The 21,751-nt window shown below is 47.8% G+C and carries 15 protein-coding genes and 1 pseudogene; 5 read left to right on the forward strand and 11 right to left on the reverse strand.

The genetic code is table 11. The features are described from left to right. Positions 1 to 41: 41 nt before the first annotated feature. The 3 genes from KME11_13945 to KME11_13955 all read left to right on the forward strand — a co-directional run bounded on the left by KME11_13945 (position 42) and on the right by KME11_13955 (position 3,859). Positions 42 to 2,963, forward strand: coding sequence for a glycerol-3-phosphate acyltransferase (locus tag KME11_13945; protein ID MBW4516311.1), 2,922 nt, complete (start codon positions 42 to 44; stop codon positions 2,961 to 2,963). Positions 2,964 to 3,083: 120 nt separating this feature from the next. Continuing rightward, positions 3,084 to 3,284, forward strand: coding sequence for a hypothetical protein (locus KME11_13950; GenBank protein MBW4516312.1), 201 nt, complete (start codon positions 3,084 to 3,086; stop codon positions 3,282 to 3,284). A 428-nt stretch (positions 3,285 to 3,712) separates the two neighbouring features. After that, positions 3,713 to 3,859: a hypothetical protein gene (locus tag KME11_13955; protein MBW4516313.1), complete on the forward strand. Its 147-nt coding sequence runs from the start codon at positions 3,713 to 3,715 to the stop codon at positions 3,857 to 3,859. Here KME11_13955 and nirD read toward each other — a convergent pair. The 4 genes from nirD to KME11_13975 form a co-directional block, all read right to left on the reverse strand. Then, positions 3,834 to 4,199 carry a nitrite reductase small subunit NirD gene (nirD, locus tag KME11_13960; protein ID MBW4516314.1) on the reverse strand — a complete coding sequence of 122 codons (366 nt, stop codon included), beginning with the start codon at positions 4,197 to 4,199 and terminating at the stop codon, positions 3,834 to 3,836. The genes KME11_13955 and nirD overlap by 26 nt on opposite strands. Before the next feature lie 42 nt (positions 4,200 to 4,241). Continuing rightward, a complete protein-coding gene (gene nirB, locus KME11_13965; GenBank protein ID MBW4516315.1) occupies positions 4,242 to 6,782 on the reverse strand; it encodes a nitrite reductase large subunit NirB in 2,541 nt (846 codons plus the stop codon). Between the two features lie 465 nt (positions 6,783 to 7,247). Then, the gene (locus tag KME11_13970; protein ID MBW4516316.1) at positions 7,248 to 7,892 is read right to left on the reverse strand and encodes a Pr6Pr family membrane protein; all 645 of its coding nucleotides are present in this window, start codon (positions 7,890 to 7,892) and stop codon (positions 7,248 to 7,250) included. 3 nt (positions 7,893 to 7,895) lie between these two features. Continuing rightward, on the reverse strand, positions 7,896 to 9,311 hold the full coding sequence (locus tag KME11_13975) for a cytochrome P450 (GenBank protein ID MBW4516317.1): 1,416 nt from the start codon (positions 9,309 to 9,311) through the stop codon (positions 7,896 to 7,898). A 179-nt stretch (positions 9,312 to 9,490) separates the two neighbouring features. Here KME11_13975 and KME11_13980 point away from each other — a divergent pair, with 179 nt between their 5' ends. Further along, positions 9,491 to 10,138 (forward strand): hypothetical protein, encoded by a 648-nt coding sequence (locus KME11_13980; protein ID MBW4516318.1) that lies wholly within the window; start codon positions 9,491 to 9,493, stop codon positions 10,136 to 10,138. Between the two features lie 8 nt (positions 10,139 to 10,146). Here the strand turns inward: KME11_13980 and KME11_13985 are convergent, their stop codons facing one another. The 4 genes from KME11_13985 to KME11_14000 form a co-directional block, all read right to left on the reverse strand. Then, positions 10,147 to 12,168, reverse strand: coding sequence for an amylo-alpha-1,6-glucosidase (locus tag KME11_13985; GenBank protein ID MBW4516319.1), 2,022 nt, complete (start codon positions 12,166 to 12,168; stop codon positions 10,147 to 10,149). Positions 12,169 to 12,243: 75 nt separating this feature from the next. Beyond that, positions 12,244 to 13,242 (reverse strand): L-histidine N(alpha)-methyltransferase, encoded by a 999-nt coding sequence (gene egtD / locus KME11_13990; protein ID MBW4516320.1) that lies wholly within the window; start codon positions 13,240 to 13,242, stop codon positions 12,244 to 12,246. 65 nt (positions 13,243 to 13,307) lie between these two features. Then, positions 13,308 to 14,570 carry an ergothioneine biosynthesis protein EgtB gene (egtB, locus tag KME11_13995; protein MBW4516321.1) on the reverse strand — a complete coding sequence of 421 codons (1,263 nt, stop codon included), beginning with the start codon at positions 14,568 to 14,570 and terminating at the stop codon, positions 13,308 to 13,310. 377 nt (positions 14,571 to 14,947) lie between these two features. Continuing rightward, positions 14,948 to 16,144, reverse strand: a complete 1,197-nt coding sequence (locus KME11_14000) for a HEAT repeat domain-containing protein (GenBank protein ID MBW4516322.1) — start codon at positions 16,142 to 16,144, stop codon at positions 14,948 to 14,950. A gap of 450 nt (positions 16,145 to 16,594) precedes the next feature. On the opposite strand from KME11_14000, the gene KME11_14005 reads away from it, so the two are divergent. Further along, positions 16,595 to 18,397 carry an ABC transporter ATP-binding protein/permease gene (locus KME11_14005; GenBank protein MBW4516323.1) on the forward strand — a complete coding sequence of 601 codons (1,803 nt, stop codon included), beginning with the start codon at positions 16,595 to 16,597 and terminating at the stop codon, positions 18,395 to 18,397. Positions 18,398 to 18,402: 5 nt separating this feature from the next. Here the strand turns inward: KME11_14005 and KME11_14010 are convergent. From KME11_14010 to KME11_14020, 3 genes and pseudogenes are all read right to left on the reverse strand, one after another. Next, positions 18,403 to 18,999: pseudogene (locus KME11_14010) on the reverse strand (DUF3368 domain-containing protein). Beyond that, the gene (locus tag KME11_14015; GenBank protein ID MBW4516324.1) at positions 18,996 to 19,277 is read right to left on the reverse strand and encodes a UPF0175 family protein; all 282 of its coding nucleotides are present in this window, start codon (positions 19,275 to 19,277) and stop codon (positions 18,996 to 18,998) included. Before KME11_14015 ends, KME11_14010 begins: the two are co-directional and overlap by 4 nt. A 21-nt stretch (positions 19,278 to 19,298) precedes the next feature. Beyond that, complete coding sequence (locus tag KME11_14020) at positions 19,299 to 21,743, reverse strand: NACHT domain-containing protein (GenBank protein ID MBW4516325.1); 2,445 nt, start codon at positions 21,741 to 21,743, stop codon at positions 19,299 to 19,301. Positions 21,744 to 21,751 lie beyond the last annotated feature (8 nt).

The following is a 21,751-nucleotide window of genomic DNA, read 5'->3' on the forward strand; positions in this document are numbered from 1 at the left end:
AGGTAGCACCAAACCCTGTATCACTCAAAATTGCCATGCCCATGACCCTCACCCAAGTTTGGGGACTGTTGCTCATCTTGCTCCTCTGCCCTATTTTGGGCGGACTTCCTCTCATTCGTTGGATGACCCGCAGCCTGACTGGCAAAGACCTTGCCAAAATTGGCACAGGTAACGTCAGCGTTTCAGCCGCTTTTTACCATGGGGGAAAAGTCGTGGGCATCTTGGCAGTCTGTTCAGAAGCCTTAAAAGGCATTGCCGCAGTGCTTTTAGCCAGATATTTTTTTCCTGCCGATGCTGCCTGGGAAATTGTGGCACTCATTTCGCTGGTTATGGGACGCTATTGGGGAGGCAAGGGGGCAGGTACAACCAATGTCGTTTGGGGTTATATTGCCCATGATTGGGTGAGTGCAGGGTTGATTTTTGTGATTAGTAGCGCCATTTTTACCTTGCTCCGCGAGCGGCGATCGGGCAAACTAGGCGTTTTAGTTTTGATTCCACTCATGACGGCATTACGCCATCCACTAGAGGGAGCAAGAATCGGATCGACAGTAATTCTATCTGCGTTAATCGCTTGGATTTACCAAAAAATTCCCGATGATTTAGAACTACCAACTGGAACTGTTCAGGGAGATTCTCGCCAAATGTTTCGTTTTTTTCAAGGCGATCGTGCCATCCCCACGCTAAACCAAATCCTTCATCCTGATAAAGTAGGCGCAAAAGCCGCCACCCTTTCTCGTCTCAATCGCAGTTACCCGATTCCTCCCGGCTGGGTATTGCCCCCCGGAGACGATCCGGCTCCGCTCATGGAGCTATTGAATCCCTCCGTTGAAGCACCTCTGATTGTGCGCTCTTCTGCAATTGGAGAAGACTCAGAATTCGCTTCCGCCGCAGGGCAATATGAATCGATCGCCAACATTACAAGCAAAGCTGCATTAGAACAAGCCATTCTCCGGTGCCAAAATTCCTACAATGCGCCCAACGCTTTGCGCTACCGTCAAGACCAGGGCGTTGCCGAACAAAGCATGGCAGTTTTAGTGCAAGTACAAATACAGGGCGTATTTTCGGGCGTGGCATTTAGTCGTGATCCGATCGCTCGTCAAGGCGATGCCGTCATCATCGAAGCCCTTCCGGGCATGGCTTCTAGCGTCGTCTCTGGGCAAGTTACTCCTGAGCAATATCGCGTTACCATCAGCAGTGCTACCTCGGTAGAATCATTGGATAGCCCAGGCTGGATTCTTCCAGATGACCTCAACTTGGAGGTTGAAGGTAGCGGCGAAATCCCTCCCCGACTCATACAGCAAGTAGCATTCCTGGCAAGGCATTTAGAAGAACATCACTACGGCATTCCCCAAGATATTGAGTGGAGCTACGATGGTCATCAACTTTGGGTGCTGCAATCTCGTCCCATTACCACGCTATTGCCCATTTGGACGCGCAAAATTGCTGCCGAAGTCATTCCAGGATTTATTCATCCGTTAACCTGGTCGGTTAATCGTCCGTTAACGTGTGGCGTGTGGGGCGATATTTTTACCGTGGTGCTGGGCGACCCTTCCGGTAACGGCAAAGCCGCGCGCGCGTGTGGACTCGATTTTTCCAAAACTGCGACGCTCCATCACTCTGCCGCCTACTTTAATGCCTCTTTGTTGGGGCAAACTTTTCAGCAAATGGGCTTACCCGCCGAAAGCCTTGAGTTTCTGACTAGAGGCGCAAAATTCAGCAAGCCGCCCATTGGCTCAACTTTGCGCAACGTGCCTGGACTATGGCGATTGGGACAACGCGCATGGCGGCTAGAAAAAGACTTTAACCAAGATGTTCGCCAATATTTTGATCCCGCCTTTCTAAGTCTGTCGCCGCCGCCGGAGCAACTGCCGATCGCCTTGCTATTTCGCCGAGTTGAGCAAGTTCTAGATCTGTTAAAACGAGCCACTTACTACAGCATTATGGCTCCGCTGAGCTTGGCATTGTGGCAAGCGTTGCTGAATGTGAAAGAGTTAGATCAGCAGCAGTTACCCGAAGTCGCTTCTCTGCGATCGCTCCAATCGATCGCCACCCATGCTACTCTTCCTCAGCCTCCAACATCCTTCGCAGACCTTTCCGCTACATCTGCTGGACAAGCCATCTTGCAAGAGTTCGATCGCTTTCTCCAGCAATATGGCTACCTGAGTGATGTGGCGACCGACATCGCGGTGCCTCGGTGGAAAGACTCACCGCAGATGTTGCAAAATTTGCTAATGGAGTATTTGATTAACCCTAAAGAATCGAATCCTAAAGAAAGCCGTGACGAACGAAAGCGCCCAACCTGGAAAACGAAGCAAGTGCAACGACGGCTTGATCTAAAAGGACGAGTTACCACGGTTTACAGCAAGCTGCTAGCAGAATTGCGCTGGAGCTTTGTGACAATAGAGCAGCAGTGGTTAACCGCAGGATTGCTGACAGAGCCAGGGGATATTTTCTTCCTTAAACTCGACGAAATTAAACAACTTATTGCCGATGATCCAGAACTCCGCGATCGCCGCTCTCAAATTATTGCCGAACGGAAATTGCAGCTAGAAAGCGATCGTCAAGCCACTCCTGCCATGCTGGTCTACGGCAACGACCCACCCCGCCTCGCTCCTCCCTCCTTCACCCCTCTGCAAGCTGCCCAACAACTCCAGGGGATTGGCGCTAGCCCTGGACAAGCTGAAGGCTGGATCGTAGTAGTTCAAAATCTCCAGTCCATTCCCCCTATCAACCGCGAAACTATCCTCGTAGTGCCGTATACCGATTCGGGATGGTCGCCCTTGCTGGCACAGGCAGGCGGACTGATTGCCGAAGTCGGCGGACAACTTTCCCATGGGGCGATCGTGGCGCGTGAGTACGGCATCCCCGCAGTGATGAACATTTCCCATGCTACCCAGAAGTTACGGAACGGGCAGCGGGTTCGCATTGATGGGCGATCGGGGACAATTTACATCGTGCAGTGAGTTGATGCAGTAGATACGTTACGCTTCATTGCAAAGTCGCAATATGGGTAAATATGATGTGCTACGGTCAGTGAGGTTATTAATCAATGTTGTCAAGTACCTACTGAGAGGTTAATCGCTTTGAACTCGCATTCCGCCCAGTTTTCAAACACTTCATCCCATGAAGATCTGAGTGAATACGTAGCTCATCTCCAGCTTCACATGGCGTTGCAAGCCCGTAATCTAGTGCCCCGGCTCAATCCCCAGGGTGATAGCCGCGAGCAAATGCTTCAGCAAACTCAAGCTGACTTTGAGAAATTTATTTCTCGCCAATTCCTTTAGAACACAAAGTTTTTAGAAATTAGAAAGTTTAGAGTTGCAAGGTGCTATAAGGCACAAGATGCGATATAGTTCCAACTTAGATAAGCTTGATTTCAACCTTGGGGAATTGCGTGAAAATAAAACCCTAATGGGATGCATTGACTTATCAGCCCCCTAAATCCCCCATTTTGGGGGACTTTGACAGATTCGGAAGTCCCCCAAAATGGTAGGGACGATTCTCTAAGAAGAGAAAAACTGCTTGAATCCCATAATCTCGTTAGCTATCAAAATAGGAGCAACGTAACAATGCGGGATTTAAGTTTTTTCTCCAACTAACGAATCAGCCCTACCCAGAATGGGGGATTTAGGGGGCGGTTCGGGGCGTTATTTAATTGCAAGTCCCTTAACCCAGTCAGAGCCTCGCGCTCTGGCTTTTTTTTTGCTTCCTCATGAAGAAACCTGTTGTTCTCAGTAATCTCAGCCCAATATTCCCTGCCGGAACTGATGGAGCAGGAGCGATCGCTTTTTACGAAGAACAGCCAGGTTTCACGCCTATTGATATTGAAGGAATTATACTGAATGAACTCCGATTCTGATCTGCACCTGCCCTTCTAGTACGCGCACCGGAAAGATCTCTACACGCACCGTCTCATCATCAAAGCATTCCCCTGTGATTAAATTAAAGTTTTGCTTGTAGATGGGAGAAGCCACTTTAGGAATACCCTGCCGATCGCCAACAATACCGCGAGAAAGCACGTAGGCTTGACTAAACGGATCATAGTTGGCGATCGCGTAAACCTCTTCTCCTACGCGAAAAACTGCCACCTGCTGATCTCCCACCAAAGCACAAACGCCCGTGTTAGGAATAATGCGACTTAGAGAACAAACAGTTTGCCAATGAGCGATCGTTTCAGGCGTAGAAGTAATTTGCATCATAATCTAATTTTAATAAACAACGGTGTATCCATTAGCTCAGCCTTATCCCTGAATTAACTGCCGCTCCTGTGCAGAAGCTGGACGAGTCTGTCCTCGCTCTTTCACTCGCATCAAACTAGGATCAGGTAGGTCAGAATTCACAAAATGGTTAAACCGCTGTAACTTTTCAGGGTCAGCGATCGTGGTTTTCCATTCACAAGCATAGGTTGCAACCTGGTATTCCATCTCGGTTTCTAACCCAGCACAGATGCCTAAAGAGTCGTTAATGATGACTTGCTTCAGGTATTCAATTCCACCTTCCAATTTGTTGAGCCAAGTCGCAGTGCGTTCTAAACGATTGGCAGTGCGAATGTAGAACATCAGGAAGCGATCGATATATCGAATCAACGTTTCCTGATCTACATCTTCGGCAATCAACTGAGCGTGCTGAGGTTTCATGCCACCGTTGCCACAAACGTAAAGGTTCCAGCCCTTCTCAGTGGCAATAACGCCGAAATCTTTACTCTGCGCTTCAGCGCACTCACGGGTGCAGCCAGACACTGCCGACTTTAGTTTGTGAGGCGCGCGCAAACCCCGGTAGCGCAGTTCAATGGCGATCGCCAGTCCGGTTGAATCCTGCACCCCAAACCGACACCAGGTACTACCCACACAAGACTTAACGGTTCGCAGCGCCTTACCATAGGCATGACCTGACTCAAACCCAGCCTCGACTAATCGGTGCCAAATGAGCGGCAATTGATCGACCCGTGCCCCTAGCAGATCAATCCGTTGCCCACCCGTAATTTTGGTATAGAGTCCAAAATCTCTCGCCACTTCGCCAATCACAATCAACATCTCCGGCGTAATTTCACCGCCCGGAATACGGGGAATAACCGAATAAGTTCCGTCCTTTTGAATATTTGCTAGAAATGCATCATTAGTATCTTGCAGCCCAGCATGAAACGGCGTTAGCACATAATCATTCCAGGCAGAAGCGAGAATAGAGGCAACAGCAGGCTTGCAAATTTCGCAGCCTCTGCCTTGACCATGGCGTTCTAGCAACTCATCAAAGGTTTTAATTTGATGGGTACGAATGAGTGAATAAAGCTCTTGGCGAGAGTAGGCGAAATGCTCACACAGATCGTTTTTAACTTCGATACCTGCTTTCTTTAACTCAGCTTTGAGCAAATCTGTCACTAAAGGAACGCAGCCACCACAGCCTGTTCCGGCTTGGGTGCATTTTTTAACGCTGCCGATATCGGTTAATCCATGATCTTGAATAGCGCTACAAATTTGCCCTTTCGTGACGTTGTTGCAAGAGCAAATTTGCGCTGTATCTGGCAAGCTTTCGACACCCATAGAAAAGCTAGAACCTTCACGGGACGGCATCAGCAAATCTTCAGGATGGGGAGGCAGGGCGATCGCATTTTGCACGAGCTGCAATAAATTGCCATACGCTGAAGCATCACCAATCAAAATGCCGCCCAATAATAATGAACCAGACTCATTCAGCACTAGTTTTTTGTAAGTGCCCTTGATGCTGTCTTGAATCACAATCTCTTTTGCGCCCTCAGTTTTGCCAAACGCATCTCCAAAGCTAGCCACATCCACACCCAACAGCTTCAGCTTAGTAGACATATCTGCCCCGTTAAAGCTGTTGCTGTCAGGCATACACAAATGATCAGCCGCCACAGTTGCCATTGTGTAACCGGGTGCCACTAAGCCATAGATGCGATCGCGGTACAGCGCACATTCCCCGATCGCCAGAATATCTGGGTCAGAGGTTTGGCAAACCTCGTTCACGACAATGCCGCCTCGCTCTCCTACTTGCAATCCACAGTTTTTTGCAAGTTCATCACGAGGGCGAATCCCTGCTGAGAACACAATCATGTCCGTTTGTAGTTCTGAACCATCAGCAAAGAGCATTTTATGAACCTTACCGCTGGTATCACCATTGGCGTTCACAATCTCAGTTGTGGACTTGCTAACCTGAATCTTCACGCCCAAATCTTCAATTCGCTGCTTTAAAACTTTGCCCCCTGCTTCATCTATTTGCACAGGCATCAGACGTGGTGCAAACTCGACGACATGGGTTTCTAGTCCCATATTTTTAAGGGCATTCGCGCACTCCAAACCCAGCAACCCTCCGCCAACCACCACCCCTACTTTACAATTCTTGGCGTAGGCTGACATTGCCTCAAGGTCTTCAATGGTGCGGTAAACAAATGTACCTGTGGCATCTTTACCTTTAATGGGTGGCACAAAAGGATAAGAGCCTGTTGCCATCACAACCTTGTCGTATTTGACTGTAACCCCGTTTGCCGAAGTGATGGTTTTAGAGGTGCGATCGATGCGATCGACTTTATCGCCAATATAAATCTGAATGTTGTGAGCTTGGTACAGTCCCGGTTCTACTAAAGACAAATCGCCTGCGGTTTTGCCAGCGAAGAAGCCGCTGAGGTTAACGCGATCGTAAGCCACTCTGGGTTCTTCGCAAAAGGTGATGAGGTTCCAATCGCTCGTTGCTTCCTTAGCAATCATGCACTCTAAAAACTTGTGCCCAACCATGCCGTTGCCAATCACAATCAGATTTTTCTTCGTCATAAGATTTGAGGCGCTGTTACTTTCCTCTAAGCCTAGTGGGAGTCTCAGAAAGATACCAGGGGCTTTTTGTGCCTCAGAGATACAAACCTAGGTCAGGCTATCCGAAAAATGCGCGATTAGTATTCTGTTTTTGCATTACTTCAATTATTTGCCTGCTGGGGCGACCACTACATCCTCATAAATCTGCCCGATCGCCACAGCCAACCCGACGCTAGTCAGCACAACCTGGTCGCCCTCTCCATAAGGAATAAACTCCCAGCCACCCTGTTGATTCCGCCGAAATATCTCAATCGTTTTGGTTTTAATTCAAAATATTCTTCGGGCGTAAAGCAAGATAACTCTTGAGCAGCGGTCACTGGCAATGCTCCGAGAGAGGAAACTGCTTCTTTATTTTAGATGAATTGCACTTCAAATCAGCACCCGCAAGCAAGGCTGAACTGCGCGATCGCCTTTTCGATATCTGCGTCAACTAGGCGATGAACTGGACGCGACCCTGACTTTTTTATTAAGCCTGTTTCCCAGTGTAAACAGCAACCCAGCAGCCAAGACAAAGACTATTATGATCCCAACGGCATAGGCAGCAACGCCACTGTAACCACCCACATTTGCAGGGGTAAGAAAAGGGTAAGGATACCAGCCCACGATCGCCCCACGAGTTAGGGTATAGACGAGATAGAGCAGCGGAAATACCTGGCACCACAGTAAATGCTTTACTCCGAGCTTTGTAGTAGGTGGCTGAAAGAGCCATTCCAGCACCACGACGATTGGCATGATGTAGTGGAGAACAGTATTAACCCAGGGCAGAAGATACCCCATATCAACGTCCCGCAATAAGGCTGAGAACACAATGCCGACTATTGCCATGTTCACAACTGCCATACCCCGAAGCAGGTCAGTCGAAGGTGACGGCTGACGATGCGTCATTAACTGAAATGCACCCCAAATTAAGACGATCGCTGCAAAGATATTAGACAGATTCGTAAAGTAGCTAAAGAAGTTGACAATGCTAAACCCCATTTGAGCCTGAACAGAAAATTGTTTTCCAATGGCTGCCAATGCCAGAACACCAAAGAATACACGTAGGGCAATCAACATTGAGCGTTGGGTCATGGGTTAACGTTCCGATAAGCTTATTCGTGTCGTGTTTATTTTATTCTGTAAGGTATCACCTTCAACATTTAGCAGGTCATTGTTTTTGACAGCCAGTCGGACTGGAGATGCGCCTGATGTTAATCCTCGGCGCACAGGTTGCACTGAACGAGTATTTGCTAAAGCGAATTCAACGTGGGACAAGATCTTGCTTAGAACGACTTTCATTTCAAACAGAGCGAACGCCATTCCAATACAGCGCCGACTACCGCCCCCAAAAGGTAGATACTCAAAGGGAGAAAATTGACGATCTAAAAAGCGTTCAGGTATGAACTGGTCTGAATCTGGGTAAAGATCTTCGCGGTGATGGGTTAGATAAATAGAGCCAATCACGATCGTTCCCGGTTCTAGCCAGTGACCCATAATCTCTACAGGGATGCTAACAACTCGTGGAAACGTCAACATTCCCACAGGATAGATCCGTAGCGTTTCACTACAAACGGCATTCAAATAGGGAAGGCGTAAAAGAGCATTGGCATCAGCAGGATTATCAAGTTTTTGAAGTTCTTGCAACAGTCGATCGCGGACTTTTGGAAATTTTTGAATCCAGTACAATGCCCAAGTTAGAGCAGTGGCAGTTGTTTCATGCCCCGCTACTAAAAGCGTCATGAGCTCATCCCGTAACTCCACATCTGTCAGAGCCTCGCCTGCTTCATCACGAGCAGACATGAGCAACGTGAGGATGTCGTGACGATCAGAGTCTGAATGCGATCGCCGTTCTGCAATCTCATCATAAATAAGGTGATCGATCTGTTGCCGTCTCCGGACAAAGTTACCCCAGGGGCTGAGTGAACCCAGATCCTGGCGAAGAATTGGCAAATAGAGCAGGCTAACACTCAAAGGATTACTCATTTCATCGAGCATGATTCCCAGAAGTTTTTCTAGTTGCTGATAGCGAGAACCTTCGGCTAAACCAAACACAGCCCCCAAAATCACTCGCATAGAAATCGTTTGCATCGCCTCCCGAACCGAGACGGATTGCCCAACAGCCCAGTTGCGAATGACATTTTCAGTGATTTCGCCAATCAGTTGTCCATAAGAGCGCATTCGTTCTCCATGGAACGGCGGCATCATAAGCTGACGCATTCTGCGGTGGCGATCGCCACTTAACCCAATAACAGACTGCGTTCCTAAAAAGGGTTCAAATAAACCGTTTAGCTCACCCGGAGCATCAAATACTTTAGAATCATCGCTCGTCAAAATAGTTTGTAGGGCTTGAGGATGGCTAAAGAAAACGACGGGAGCAAATTTCTCACCCAGCCTTACCGTGAAGCAATCGCCGTAATCTCGGGTACAACCCTGCATAAACGAAAACGGATTAGTAATCCAGTGAAACATTTGCCAGATCGCCGGAGTGATAGGACCCTTAGGAAGTAACATAACAGTCTCCTAGTTATAGGTTTGTTCGCAGTCAGATCATGATCAAAAGACTTCTTACGCAATATCATACAGCCCCTCAATTTTATCTAAAGTTCGCGATCGTTGATCATTTTGTCATCTAGCTAGAATATTAATAAAACAGAGGGTACTCTACAAAGCAACTCAATCGTAAAAATTTCATGTCTTTCCAAAAGCTTTGGTTGTCTCTTGTCATCGGCTTAGAAGTTATCTTAGTCGCTACGTATGCAGTTAGTGTTCATCTTAACGGAGGAAAACCATTCCCAGCGTTTGATGTAAATGGGTTAAGAACCATTCCCTCAATGTTGCAAGCGACACAGCTATTTTTATTGGGAGCATTGCCGCTGTGGCTGTGTGTGACTTATCAAAATCCGCAAGTGCCGCCTTCTCGATTATTATTGGCGATCGCTTCTCTCTTCTTTCTCTATGCTGCCTTTGATGAAACCTTCAAGCTCAACCAAATCTTTAAACAGCACCATTTGTGGCGACTTATTTACATTACTCTAGGTATCTCAATGCCCATTTTGTTCCGCCGTGACTTTGTGCGATTATGGCGAATGCATCCCAAAGCGTCAAAACTAATGATCATTGGCATCGTGGTTTTTGTGACGGGTGCATTTGGTCTAGAAGTTTTTCGAGCTTATGTGCAACAGCCTTACTGGTATCAGCTTTTTGGTAGATGGAAGTTTTATCAGGTTGATTCTATTCGGACGGCGATCGAAGAGTTTGGGGAGATGTGTGGAGAGAGTTTGATGTTGGCTGGAATGACCAGGATGGCGCAGAAGCGACTAGAAAAAATATCTTCCTAACATTGTCCTCAGCCCTTCATAGTTTCTACCGCCACCCAAGCCCGTAACACCTCTGCCACTGTCCAAGCCTGAGCAATGCAACCTCGTGGAACCATTGGCGCATCGCCATCGAAGATTTCGCTACCGCTGCCTAGTCCGCGTGCCCGCAAATGTTGCGCCATGGGTTCTAACCATTCTTGGGCAAGTGCCGGATTGTTATACACCCGCAAGTGCGCTGTTACAAACGAACCTAAAAGCCAACCCCATACTGTTCCCTGATGATAAGCGCCATCCCGTTGGTATCGATCGCCCTTGTAATATCCTTGGTAATCACGATGATCAGGCGAGAGCGATCGCACCCCGTAGGAAGTCACCAAACGCTGTCCACACACGTCTACCACTGCCCGCTGCTGTGCCACAGGCAACGGACTTTCGGATAATGAAACAGCAAAGATTTGGTTAGGGCGAAGGGCATCCTCATCACCGTTGGGCGTATCGATCACGTCGTAACAGTAGCCCGTTTCAGCGTTCCAGAAACGGTGGAATTTTGCTAAGGTGCGATCGGCGATCGCTTCGTATTCTTGATGGGGTTCACCGACTTGGCGAGCAAATTTCGCCATCGTTCGCAGCGCGTTGTACCAGAGCGCATTAATTTCAACGGGTTTGCCCATTCGAGGGGTCACCACCCAATCATCCGCTTTGGCATCCATCCAGGTTAGTTGTACGCCTACCTCACCTGCATACAGCAGACCATCAGACGGATCAAGATGAATGTTGTAGCGCGTCCCCCGGCAATGCCAATCAATAATGTCAGCTAGAACAGGAAACAGATCGCGGAGCAAACCTTCATCATCCGTAGCATTGTAATACTGACGAATTGCCTCAAAGTACCAGAGCGTTGCGTCAACAGTATTGTATTCCGGAGTTTCACCCCCATCAGGGAAGCGATTGGGCAGCATTCCCTGGCTAACGTATTGGGCAAACGTGCGAAGAATGGCACGCGCTACTTCTGGGCGACCTGTCGCTAATGTTAAGCCGGGTAAGCTAATCATCGTATCTCGTCCCCAGTCGCTAAACCAGTGATAGCCAGCAATGATAGTTTTTCCAGCAGATTCGTTAGGGGCAGATTCGTTAGGAGCAGATTGGGGAGGAGTAGAACGATTCACAATAAATTGGTCAGCCGCGAGAACCAGCTGATTAATCCAAGCAGGCGATTTTTTAGAGGTATTCGGACGATTGACATCCCAAAAACCAATTAATTTCTGCTCATAAACATGACGGGCTTTAAGAGCAGCTATTCCGTCCAGTTCAGGCTGAAATTCTGTGCTAGCAACAATTGTTAGGGAATCACCAGGGTTCAAAGTGGCTTCAAAAGTGGCGGCATGAAGATGGTCTTCCCGATCGCTCATTCCTCGATATCGTTCTACTGCCAGACTAAATCCATAGAACCACTCATGGGTAGGAGAAACGGTGGCGCGATCGCACAGCAAATAAAATGGGGTGGCATCTGCATCCGCAGTAATCCGAATTCCATGATTAACAGTAGCAATATCCATTACCCAGTCTTTTGCTTGCGTATCACCATGGTAATCTCGGTAATTTACTAATGCTTTAAGCGATATCTTCAGCGGTTGAGTTGCGCGCTTTAACTGATACCTAACATAAGTTGTATTTGTTCCCTGTTGCATCCATACACTTTTCACTAGCAGCGCATCACCGATCGCAAATTTCCAGGTTGGCACTGTTCCATCTAACTTAAAACTTTCAATATTCTGAAATCCTAAAGGATTAGCATCACCCGTTGCCCATTCGTTAAAATAAAGTGGATAAGAACGATCGTCATACTCCACTTCTTCATCTAATTTGGTTAAGAGCAACGTACGACCGAGGGGCGGATTGAGGGCTGCCACCAATAATCCGTGATAGCGCCGAGTCAAGGCTCCCCCAACCGTGCCAGAGGCATAACCGCCAATGCCGTTGGTGACTAGCCATTCCCGCGAAGTAGCACTATTGCGATCGCCACAAATCTCTCGCCCAAACTCAATATCCATTGATTAGCCTCCTGTCGGTATTCGTCGCGCAAGCCTACGTCATTTCCAGTGTAGGTTGCTCCTGCATCAACCGAGTTATCGTGAGGCTAAGTGCAGGTAATGGAGACTAAACCACTGCTGCGGGTCAGTCCAAACCTGTTTGCTTTGAAAACCTGCCAAAGTGGCAATCTTTTGGAACTCGGAAATAGTATATTTATAAGAATTTTCAGTTTGTAACTGTTCGCCTGCATAAAAAGGAATAGCCGCATCACCCAAATGCACTACTTGATCGATGAGGCTAATCAGATACATTTCAATCCGCCCCACAGGGTTATAAACTGCCCGATACTCGAAGTTCTCCACCTGAAAATCTGCCCCCAGTTCTCGATTAATTCGCGTGAGCAGATTTAACGCAAATTCGGCAGAAATCCCCTGAGCATCATCGTAAGCTGCTTCTAAAATAGCTTTATCTTTTTTAAGATCTACCCCAATCAATAGATCTCCCTCCTCCAACGAGAGGGCAGTATTTTTGAGGAACTGTATCGCTTCCTGGGGTTCCAAGTTGCCAATAGAAGAACCCGGAAAAAAGCCGACTTTGTGCTTATTACGAAGGGCAGGAATATCAGGCAATTGCAATGGTTGGGTGTAATCGGTACAAATGGCGATCGCTTCCAACCCTGGATAATCCTTAGCCAGTTGAGTACAAGATTCCTGTAAATGTTGCTTAGAAATATCTAACCCCAGATAAATCGGCATTTGGGGCATCGCATCTAAAATAATTCGCACCTTTTGGCTACTTCCACTGCCAAACTCAATTAATACGCCATCGCCAATGAGCGTCGCAATTTCCCCAGCATAGGTATGCAAAATTGCCATCTCAGTCCGGGTCAAATAATACTCATCTAACGTGCAAATGGCATCAAATAATTCTGCACCCCGCTTGTCATAAAGAAATTTGGGTGGAATCGACTTGGGCGCGCTCCGCGAGACACCCGCTAGGGGTCGCCCTAACCCATTTAAAACTTCTGTGCGAAAGTCATCCAGAGGAGGATGCAAATCATACAGTTGAACTTTTGGCTCGAACGATGCAGTCATAAGTACTATTCACAATAAGAGGTCACAATAAGAGGCTAATCAAAAATCCAGTTCAAAAACTTAACTCACTTTGCTAACCGAATTCCGCTAAATTGCCACCGTGTTGCAGGCGGAAAAAAATTACGGTAGCTCGATCGCACATGACTGTGAGAAGTTACACAAGAGCCACCGCGTAATACCATCTGATTGCACATAAATTTACCGTTATATTCACCCACTGCTCCCGGTGCAGTTTGAAAACCCGGATAGGGAAGATAAGCGCTCTGCGTCCATTCCCACACGTCGCCAAACAACTGATCGGGTCGAGTGCTGCCTGTTGCCGACATAGGATGCAAATATCCACTGTCTAGGAAGTTTCCTTGCAAAGGCACTTGGGCAGCAATTTCCCATTCTGCCTCTGTGGGTAAGCGTTGTCCTGCCCAGCGTGCATAGGCATCTGCCTCGTAGTAGCTCACGTGGCAAACAGGTTCATGCAGATTGATCGATCGCATTCCTGCCAGCGTCATCACTTGCCAGTCATTCTCATTCTGTTCCCAGTAGAGGGGCGATCGCCAGCCTTCTCCCTGTACCGTTGCCCAACCTTCTGCCAGCCAATGCTCAGCCTGTTCATAGCCGCCCGCCTGCATAAACTCTAAATATTCTCCATTCGTCACGAGCCGAGCCGCCAGCCAATAGTCTTGCAGATACACTGGATGCCGAGGTAATTCATTATCAAAAGCAAAGTTTTGACCTTCGTGACCCATGAAGTAAACGCCGCCTGGATAGTCTAACCAGTGCTCTTTGGCAGCGATAGATTGAGTGATGCAAGGCAAGTCCGCTCGATAGGCAGGGCGCAGGGGATTGATCGCCAAGATATGCTTAATATCAGTTAGCAATAATTCTTGGTGCTGCTGTTCGTGGTGTAGTCCTAGCTCAATTAAAGATGCTAAAGGGGTATGATCAAGTTGAGAGAAGAGTAACTGCATTCCTGCATCAACGTAAGATCGATACTGATAAACTTCTGCCACCGTAGGACGAGAAAGCAGACCGCGCTGAGGACGGGGATGTCGTTGTCCCACTGTCTCATAGTAAGAGTTGAACAAGTAGCCAAACTGAGGATGAAAAACCTGGTATCCGGGCAAGTTGGGAACTAGCAAGAAGGTTTCAAAGAACCAGGTGGTATGCGCCAGATGCCACTTGGGGGGACTAACATCAGGCATACTTTGAATTCCATAATCTTCCGTTAATAACGGATGACAAATCTGTTCACTCAGTTGACGAACCTGTTGATATTTTTGTGTTATGGACAGGTGATTTTGAACTAGAACAGTAGAACTAAAATAGGTCATGAGCCATCCATTAGAACGAGACTTCGCGATCGCCTTGACTAGAATACCTTGGTATTGACCCTTCTCTTTTGAGATCTGAATCCATCAAGTTCTCCACTCTAAAGCCCAACAAGTTTGTCAGTCACTATCCTTAGACGGAAAGATTGCGAGACTTGTAAGTTATAGGGTGTGTCATGGCAAAGTCTAACGCACTATCTAGTAGAACCTCATGCAAGTACGCATCCTATGAAATGAAAAATTAAAAAACTCTGGCGTTGCTGAATTATAGGATGAAAATCTGGTTCTCCTGCCCTTCTGGGGAAGTAGGGTGGTTGGGTTTGGGTCTATCGTGCCTCAACTGGCTTAGCCAAACGTCAGTAATGCCCAGGATAATTCAGCTACCGATCGCCCCATTCCCTTAGCGCGATTGCCACTCCATTCTGCAATGCCGAACTTGATGCCTCATCCGCCATCCCTGCTAACCGCTGATAGGCTGCCTGGGGCTCAAGCTGCTTGAGTGCTGCGATCGCATGAAATCGTACGCTGGCATCTGCATCGGCTAAGAGTTGAATGAGTGACTCCATCGCTTCAATCCGCCCTAATTGACCGAGGCTAAAGGCGATCGCTTGCTTCTCCCGAACGTCGGGTTGAGATTCTAAAAGCTGAAGCAAAATTTCAGCCGCCTGCCCTTTTGCTGGCAAATGTTCCACCCGCCCCAGCACCGCGATCGCTTCTTGTTTCCCGGTCGGCGTAGCGGTTTGAAGATAGGTCTGTAAACCGCTCAAATCGGTACCGACTCTAGCGATTGCTCGAATAACTTCTACAGTTAGACCTGGACGGGAAACCTGTAAAGCCGGATTGAGAAGAGCCTGATTAAGAACCGCCACAGCCGCGGGCGTGCCCACGCGACCCAGGGCGATCGCGGTTTGCTGTGCTACCTCGCCATCCACATCTTGCAAAAGAGGCTGGAGCCAATGGAGCCAATCTACTGGATGACATTCAGCCTGAAACCCTAGCCCCACAACCGCTGCTCGGCGAACCGCCGCTGTCCGATCTTGCAAAGCCGCTCTTAGCACGGGCGGAATTTCAGGCGCATGATGGAAATGCCCTAAAGCTTCAATAGCAACTGCTCGAACATCAGCATCCTCAATCTCTTGAAGCAGATACGGAATGACCTGAGGATGGTGAATTTGAGCTAGGGCTTGCATCACTAAAAGCTGCGTTGGCTCATGGTCTAGCAGAGCCGCTAAAGGGGCGATCGCTATTTCTCCGAAACTCGACAGCACCCCAGCCGCCCTGCTCGCAACGTCAGCATGACTCGCTTTAATTAGCGCTACCAAGGTCGGAATAATCTTAGGGTTTTGCAGGTTTCCTAAAATGCGAACGATGAACCATTGCAATTCCCAATCATCGGTCTGGAGGAGGGGCAGGAGCGGGGCGATCGCTTCGTCTCCACAAGCAGAAATAATTTTAACCGCATCCCAGCGATCGTGAAAATCGCCCCCCTTCAGCAGGTCTATTGCTGCCTCCAGACCTGGCTGGTTGAGTCGGTGGGAAGCAGGCAGAGAGTGCATAGCTAAGTCTTGAGCATTCATAAAAATGTTTTTTAGGACTGATGAGGCGAGGGCGTGAAGCAACTTCATAACGCTATCGTGACAGGGAAATCGGGCGATCGTCCATCCACTTCTCTATAAATATGCAGTCTTTGCATGTTCAAATTGTAATAAACTCATAGCTCGAAGATTTTTGTAGCTGAAGTCACCGATTTTATAGAACAAAGTTAATACCCTAAAAAAGTAAGTAACAGGGAACTTTGTTCTGAGTTGTTTTGAAGCATTTAGCGATCGGTTCAAACTATTAGTTTCTGAAAGTTTGTGTATTCTTCAGGGTTCGATTAATACTAAAAGCTGGAGTCACCTATAGTAAAAAACCAATTGCTAAATGCTTTTTATTGCTCCTGCTTCTTCCCTTCTTCACAAATATAAATACCCAAATCCCCAACCCTTGATGAGAATATAGGGTGAACTTATTTTGGGAACTGGAAATTGTCTAAACTTACTCGCGCTGGCGATCGCCCCTCACAGCGCCCGCTGCTTCGCCTCATTCAGTATGGACGGGCTTACCGTCAGCAAATAGGGTTAGCGATTCTTTGCTCGGTGCTCAACAAATTTTTTGACCTAGCACCGCCTGTTCTCATTGGCGTTGCGGTCGACGTTGTGGTTAAAAAGCAGGACTCGTTAATTGCTCGGTGGGGCATTGTGGATATTCAACAGCAGTTTTTATTGCTGGCAGTTTTAACGTTTATTGTTTGGAGTCTGGAGTCTGCTTTTGAATATGCCTATGCTCGTCTTTGGCGCGATCTAGCACAAAAGATTCAGCATGATTTGCGAATTGATGCTTACAGTCATTTGCAAGAACTAGAACTAGAATACTTCGAGTCGCGCAGTACGGGCGGGTTGATGGCAATCCTCAACGATGATGTCAATCAGCTAGAACGCTTTTTAGACTTTGGTGCGAACGAAGTTTTACAAGTTTTAACTACGGTGTTAGTCATTGGCACAGGATTCTTTCTTGTCGCTCCTAGCGTGGCATGGATGGCGATATTACCGATGCCGTTCATCCTCTGGGGATCATTGGCGTTTCAAAATTTACTAGCTCCTCGCTATGCTGAAGTCCGCGAGCGAGTCAGTTTTTTAAGCAGTCGGCTTTCCAATAATTTCAGCGGCATTGTCACCATTAAAAGCTTTGTGACCGAAGATTATGAAGTACAGCGTCTCACCCGCGAAAGCGAAGCCTACCGAAAAAGCAACCACCAAGCGATCGTCCTTAGTGCCGCCTTTGTACCGCTAATTCGCATCATCATTTTTCTGGGCTTTACCGCCCTTTTAGTCTATGGCGGATTGGAAGCAGTTGCTGGCAGGATGGCAATAGGAACATATAGCACGTTAATGTTTATGATTCAGCGTTTGCTGTGGCCGCTAACGCGACTAGGCGAAACGCTAGATCAGTATCAACGGGCAATGGCTTCAACCAATCGGGTCATGGGTTTGCTAGATACACCGATCGCCATGAATTCGGGAGCAAGATTTTTAGGCGAAGCAACAGCGATACAGGGAGATATCGTGTTGCAGGATGTGTCGTTTGCCTACCGCGATCGCCTTCCCGTGATTGAACGTCTGTCTCTACACATTCCAGCCGGAAAAACGATCGCCATTGTCGGTTCTACAGGTTCAGGAAAAAGCACATTGGTTAAACTGCTGCTGCGATTTTATGAAGTTCAGTCAGGCACTATTTTTATTGACAACATTGCCCTCCCAGAGTTGCAGATTCGAGATTTGCGACGGGCGATCGGATTAGTCAGTCAGGACGTATTTTTATTCCACGGAACGGTGCTAGAAAATATTACCTATGGCAGCCCTAGCGCCACTTTAGCAGAAGCGATCGCTGCCGCCAAAATTGCAGAAGCGGAAGAGTTTATTAATGGATTACCCCAAGGCTACGACACGATTGTAGGAGAGCGAGGGCAAAAACTTTCAGGAGGGCAACGACAACGCTTAGCGATCGCCCGCGCCATCTTAAAAAATCCACCGATTTTAATTTTAGATGAAGCCACTTCGGCAGTCGATAATGAAACCGAAGCCGCAATTCAGCGATCGCTAGAAAAAATCACGAAGAACCGTACCACAATTGCGATCGCCCATCGGCTTTCTACCATTCGCAATGCCGATCGTATTTATGTCATGGAACAGGGAAGATTAGTGGAACAAGGACGACATGAAGAATTGCTGGAAAAACAGGGCATCTACGCAAATTTGTGGCGAGTGCAAATGGGAGAGGTAAAGCCGTAGAAGATTTAGGCTATGTAGTCATCATGGTTATCGGCTAAATCTGGAAAATCGGATTTAATAGTACCAAAGAGGGCGATAAGAGGATCGTTTTCGAGTGGGTCTGTTGGTTGGATTGTTGTCTGTGGCATTAGCTTGGAGGTTGCAAGAAGACTCTGAATTAATTGCTGTGAAACTCGAAAGTTTGTTTGTTGCAAACGATCGATCGCAGTATACAAATCGATCAGTCCCAACTCAGCAGCTTCAGTTAAAATCCCAAGTATTCCAATCACCTCCAATCCTCTCTGTTGAGCAAATCGTTTGCCTAGCCGTTCATCCATGATGAGGAAATCGGCGTTGATCTGTTGTGCTAGGGCGATCGCAGCTTGCTCTCCTAAATCAAGACGACTCAGGGTGTCATCAGATGGAATTGCTACATTCTCTACGCTGAGCCAAGTTGGAGAATTGGCAATCCATTGTTGTAGTTCAAGTGGTGCATTGGCAGATTGCATTTCATGACGCACTTCATTAGGAATAATGATTTAACCATATAACTGCGGCAGCAAATCAATCTGGTCGATCAGAAGTAAGTAACGGATGGGAGAAGTATCAGAGACGATAATCATTCGGGCAGGGGGCTGTCCATTCTCAATCGGTGCAAGGTTTCAAGATCAGCTTGCAGGTCGTCGGGGTCATAGTGCAGGTCTGCTCCTGCCTGTTTCAGAAAGGCATCAATATCCCAGCGGGAAGGCAAGTTAAGAATGCGCCCGACTTCTGCATGAGTCAACAGTTCATCCCGGTAAGCTTCAACCACAAGAGATTCTAGCGCTCGTTGGGGTAAGTTATTGACGGTTTGAGCGAGTCGTTGGGCAATATCGTCAGGAAGTTCGATCGTGATTTGCATTAGCCTTACCTCGATAAAAATCTATTCTGCATTTTCCATCACCCCTTCTAGGAAAGCGATCGCCCCTTTTCCCCAAGGGCTGGACTCAGCAAAGTGTTCGCCCACTTTGACAACCGCTGTTTTACCACCGTTCAGCAAGCGCTTATAGCTCATCAGGTTTTTCCAGCGCCAAGGCTGCTTTTGCTTGATTTCTTGAAACTCGGCTTCGATGATGATGGATTGCTCCTCTGGTCGAGCCTTGGGGTATTTAGCTTGTAGATCTTGAATCACTTGTTGGAGTTCGGTGATTGCTTCTTTGTCTTCTGAAGAGATCGCAGAGTTATTTTCGATATAGGTATCAACTTGCTCAAAGATTTGTACTTTTTGGGCGTTTGGAAAGTTGTATTTAGAAACTTCTGACATTTTTTGAACCCCTTGGGCGATCGCGTTTAGTTTATCGTGAATCAAATCCTCCGCATTCTGCGCTGTGGATTTTGCGGTTTGAGCAGCTTGAAAGATTTCGTAGTTGTAGAATTGGCAGCGGGCTTGGATGGAGGCGATCGCCTCCATGGATACTGTAATCATATTCATTCCATAGGCTTTCAATTGCCATAACTTTTGAACAACATCAGGCTTCCCTATCTTACTCAAGGCTTTAGCAGCAGCTAGACGGACAAAAGGAATCTCACTGTTTAATGCTCGAACCAATATCATCTGTACAGAACTATCAGTTTCAAGCTCTTGTAGGACTTGAGCAGATTCTTGAGAAATAAGGACATGATCTTCATTAAGTGCTTGTTCTAGAATGCATAATACTTTTTCACTAGCTATTCTTTTCAATGCTCGGACAGCATCCAGTCGAAGTGCATCAGGTAGGCAAGGACTCAAAGCTCGATGTAAAATGCTCTTCTCATCAAGAATAGTCGTAGCAAGAAGATAATCCGCATACCCACTAACATATTCTTGGTTTCGGCTAGGAACGTAGTTTGTCAGACGTTCCAACGCTTGAATCTCCTTGTCAGCAATACTGCGTAAGACTTTTCTGAGAGAGGGTATTGCGTCTAGGTTACTAAGCAAAAGTATGGTCTTATCTCGAAACCTCCACCGCACCTCTCCCGCCAATTGTGCTCCCAATCTTAAATCTACCGTCAACGCCAACTCCACCACCCTTACCGCCTGCGCCTCATCCTCCACCAATACCAACATTAGGGCGATCGGCTCTGTCCACTTCAGATAATTCAAATACTGCCGCTGTAACTCTGCATCACTCAGCTTGGGCAACTGACGCAACAAATACTCGGCTGCATAATATTCCTGAATCAACTGATGCCGAAACTCAATCTTGTCGCCATTCATTTGAATCAGATGATGCTTCAGCAGATCCTCTAGCCACTGCTTGGCAAAATCGCGCGGTTTGTCAAACTTCTCTGCTGTCAGATATTGCGTTAGGATTTCTTCCGCCGTTTGCCGCGTAATGGCTACCTGTAGCTCCGTCGGTTTCTCCTGCGGGTTCTCCCCTCGCATCATTACAAACGCCAACCGCTGCAACAACAGCGACCACCAGCGCCGAGACTCTGCCGTAACCGGAATATCCTCCTTCAGACTCCGCTCATAGCCCTGCGTAAACTGCCGAAACACCATGCCCAAATTGGGTGGCACTGTGCCCAACTGTTGAAACAGTCCACACAACATCCACAGCAGCAAAGGCGTTTGCCCCAGATCTCGCAAGCGGTCTTTGATCTGTCGCAACATCTGCTCTGCCTGATTCTGCGACAGATAAGCCCGGACAAACTCCTGCATCTGGGTTTCTGTCAGCGGCTGTATTTCCAGCTTTTTGGCAATGCCCAAATCGCCGCCCACACTCAGATCTCGCGTCGTAAAAATCATCGGGGTTTGCAGATAATCTCGTCGAAACGTTGCCATATTCCGTCTCGCCTCTTCCGAAGGCAACTCATTCAATCCGTCCATCAGCAGCAACAGCCGACCTTGCCGCAGCCAGCTTTTCAGCGTCTCAGCATCCAGGTCTAAACAGTTCCCCTGCTGCAAAACCGTGAGAATGCGATCGATCACTCCCGTCTGCCAATACCGCAGTTCCACCAACACCGGAATCTTTGCTGCCCCATCCTGATTACCTGCCTCCTCCAGCAACAGCCGAATCAACGCCGTCGATTTTCCCGATCCCGGTCGTCCCACTAGCAGCACGTGCTCTGCCGCATACTTCCGCATCCCCTCCAGCACAGGCAGCCGCTCTAGCTTCTCTTCCGGATTCTCCCCCAGGTTTTCTGGCAGCTCACCCTTTGCCTTTTCCTCTTCGGGCTTTGCCGTCTGCACCATCAACCCAAAATCAAACGGAAAGGCACATTTCTCAGTTTGCCGTTTCACCTGCTCCTGACCCACTGCATCCATCAGCGTGTAAAGCTCCCACCACTGCGCGTAAGTAACGGCGATCGCATTCAAATAATCAGCAAACTCTGGGCTAGCAGTCATACTGGGGG

Source organism: Timaviella obliquedivisa GSE-PSE-MK23-08B, from assembly GCA_019358855.1.
GTDB classification, from domain to species: domain Bacteria; phylum Cyanobacteriota; class Cyanobacteriia; order Elainellales; family Elainellaceae; genus Timaviella; species Timaviella obliquedivisa.

Excerpts from the sequence above, each read along its gene's own strand:
- KME11_14000 (MBW4516322.1), bottom strand. The coding sequence starts at position 16,144 with ATGAATGCTCAAGACTTAGCTATGCACTCTCTGCCTGCTTCCCACCGA.
- egtB (MBW4516321.1), bottom strand. The coding sequence starts at position 14,570 with ATGACCTATTTTAGTTCTACTGTTCTAGTTCAAAATCACCTGTCCATA.
- KME11_13980 (MBW4516318.1), top strand. The coding sequence starts at position 9,491 with ATGTCTTTCCAAAAGCTTTGGTTGTCTCTTGTCATCGGCTTAGAAGTT.
- KME11_14020 (MBW4516325.1), bottom strand. The coding sequence starts at position 21,743 with ATGACTGCTAGCCCAGAGTTTGCTGATTATTTGAATGCGATCGCCGTT.
- KME11_13955 (MBW4516313.1), top strand. The coding sequence starts at position 3,713 with ATGAAGAAACCTGTTGTTCTCAGTAATCTCAGCCCAATATTCCCTGCC.
- nirD (MBW4516314.1), bottom strand. The coding sequence starts at position 4,199 with ATGATGCAAATTACTTCTACGCCTGAAACGATCGCTCATTGGCAAACT.
- KME11_13945 (MBW4516311.1), top strand. The coding sequence starts at position 42 with ATGACCCTCACCCAAGTTTGGGGACTGTTGCTCATCTTGCTCCTCTGC.
- KME11_14015 (MBW4516324.1), bottom strand. The coding sequence starts at position 19,277 with ATGCAAATCACGATCGAACTTCCTGACGATATTGCCCAACGACTCGCT.
- nirB (MBW4516315.1), bottom strand. The coding sequence starts at position 6,782 with ATGACGAAGAAAAATCTGATTGTGATTGGCAACGGCATGGTTGGGCAC.
- KME11_13985 (MBW4516319.1), bottom strand. The coding sequence starts at position 12,168 with ATGGATATTGAGTTTGGGCGAGAGATTTGTGGCGATCGCAATAGTGCT.
- egtD (MBW4516320.1), bottom strand. The coding sequence starts at position 13,242 with ATGACTGCATCGTTCGAGCCAAAAGTTCAACTGTATGATTTGCATCCT.
- KME11_13975 (MBW4516317.1), bottom strand. The coding sequence starts at position 9,311 with ATGTTACTTCCTAAGGGTCCTATCACTCCGGCGATCTGGCAAATGTTT.
- KME11_13970 (MBW4516316.1), bottom strand. The coding sequence starts at position 7,892 with ATGACCCAACGCTCAATGTTGATTGCCCTACGTGTATTCTTTGGTGTT.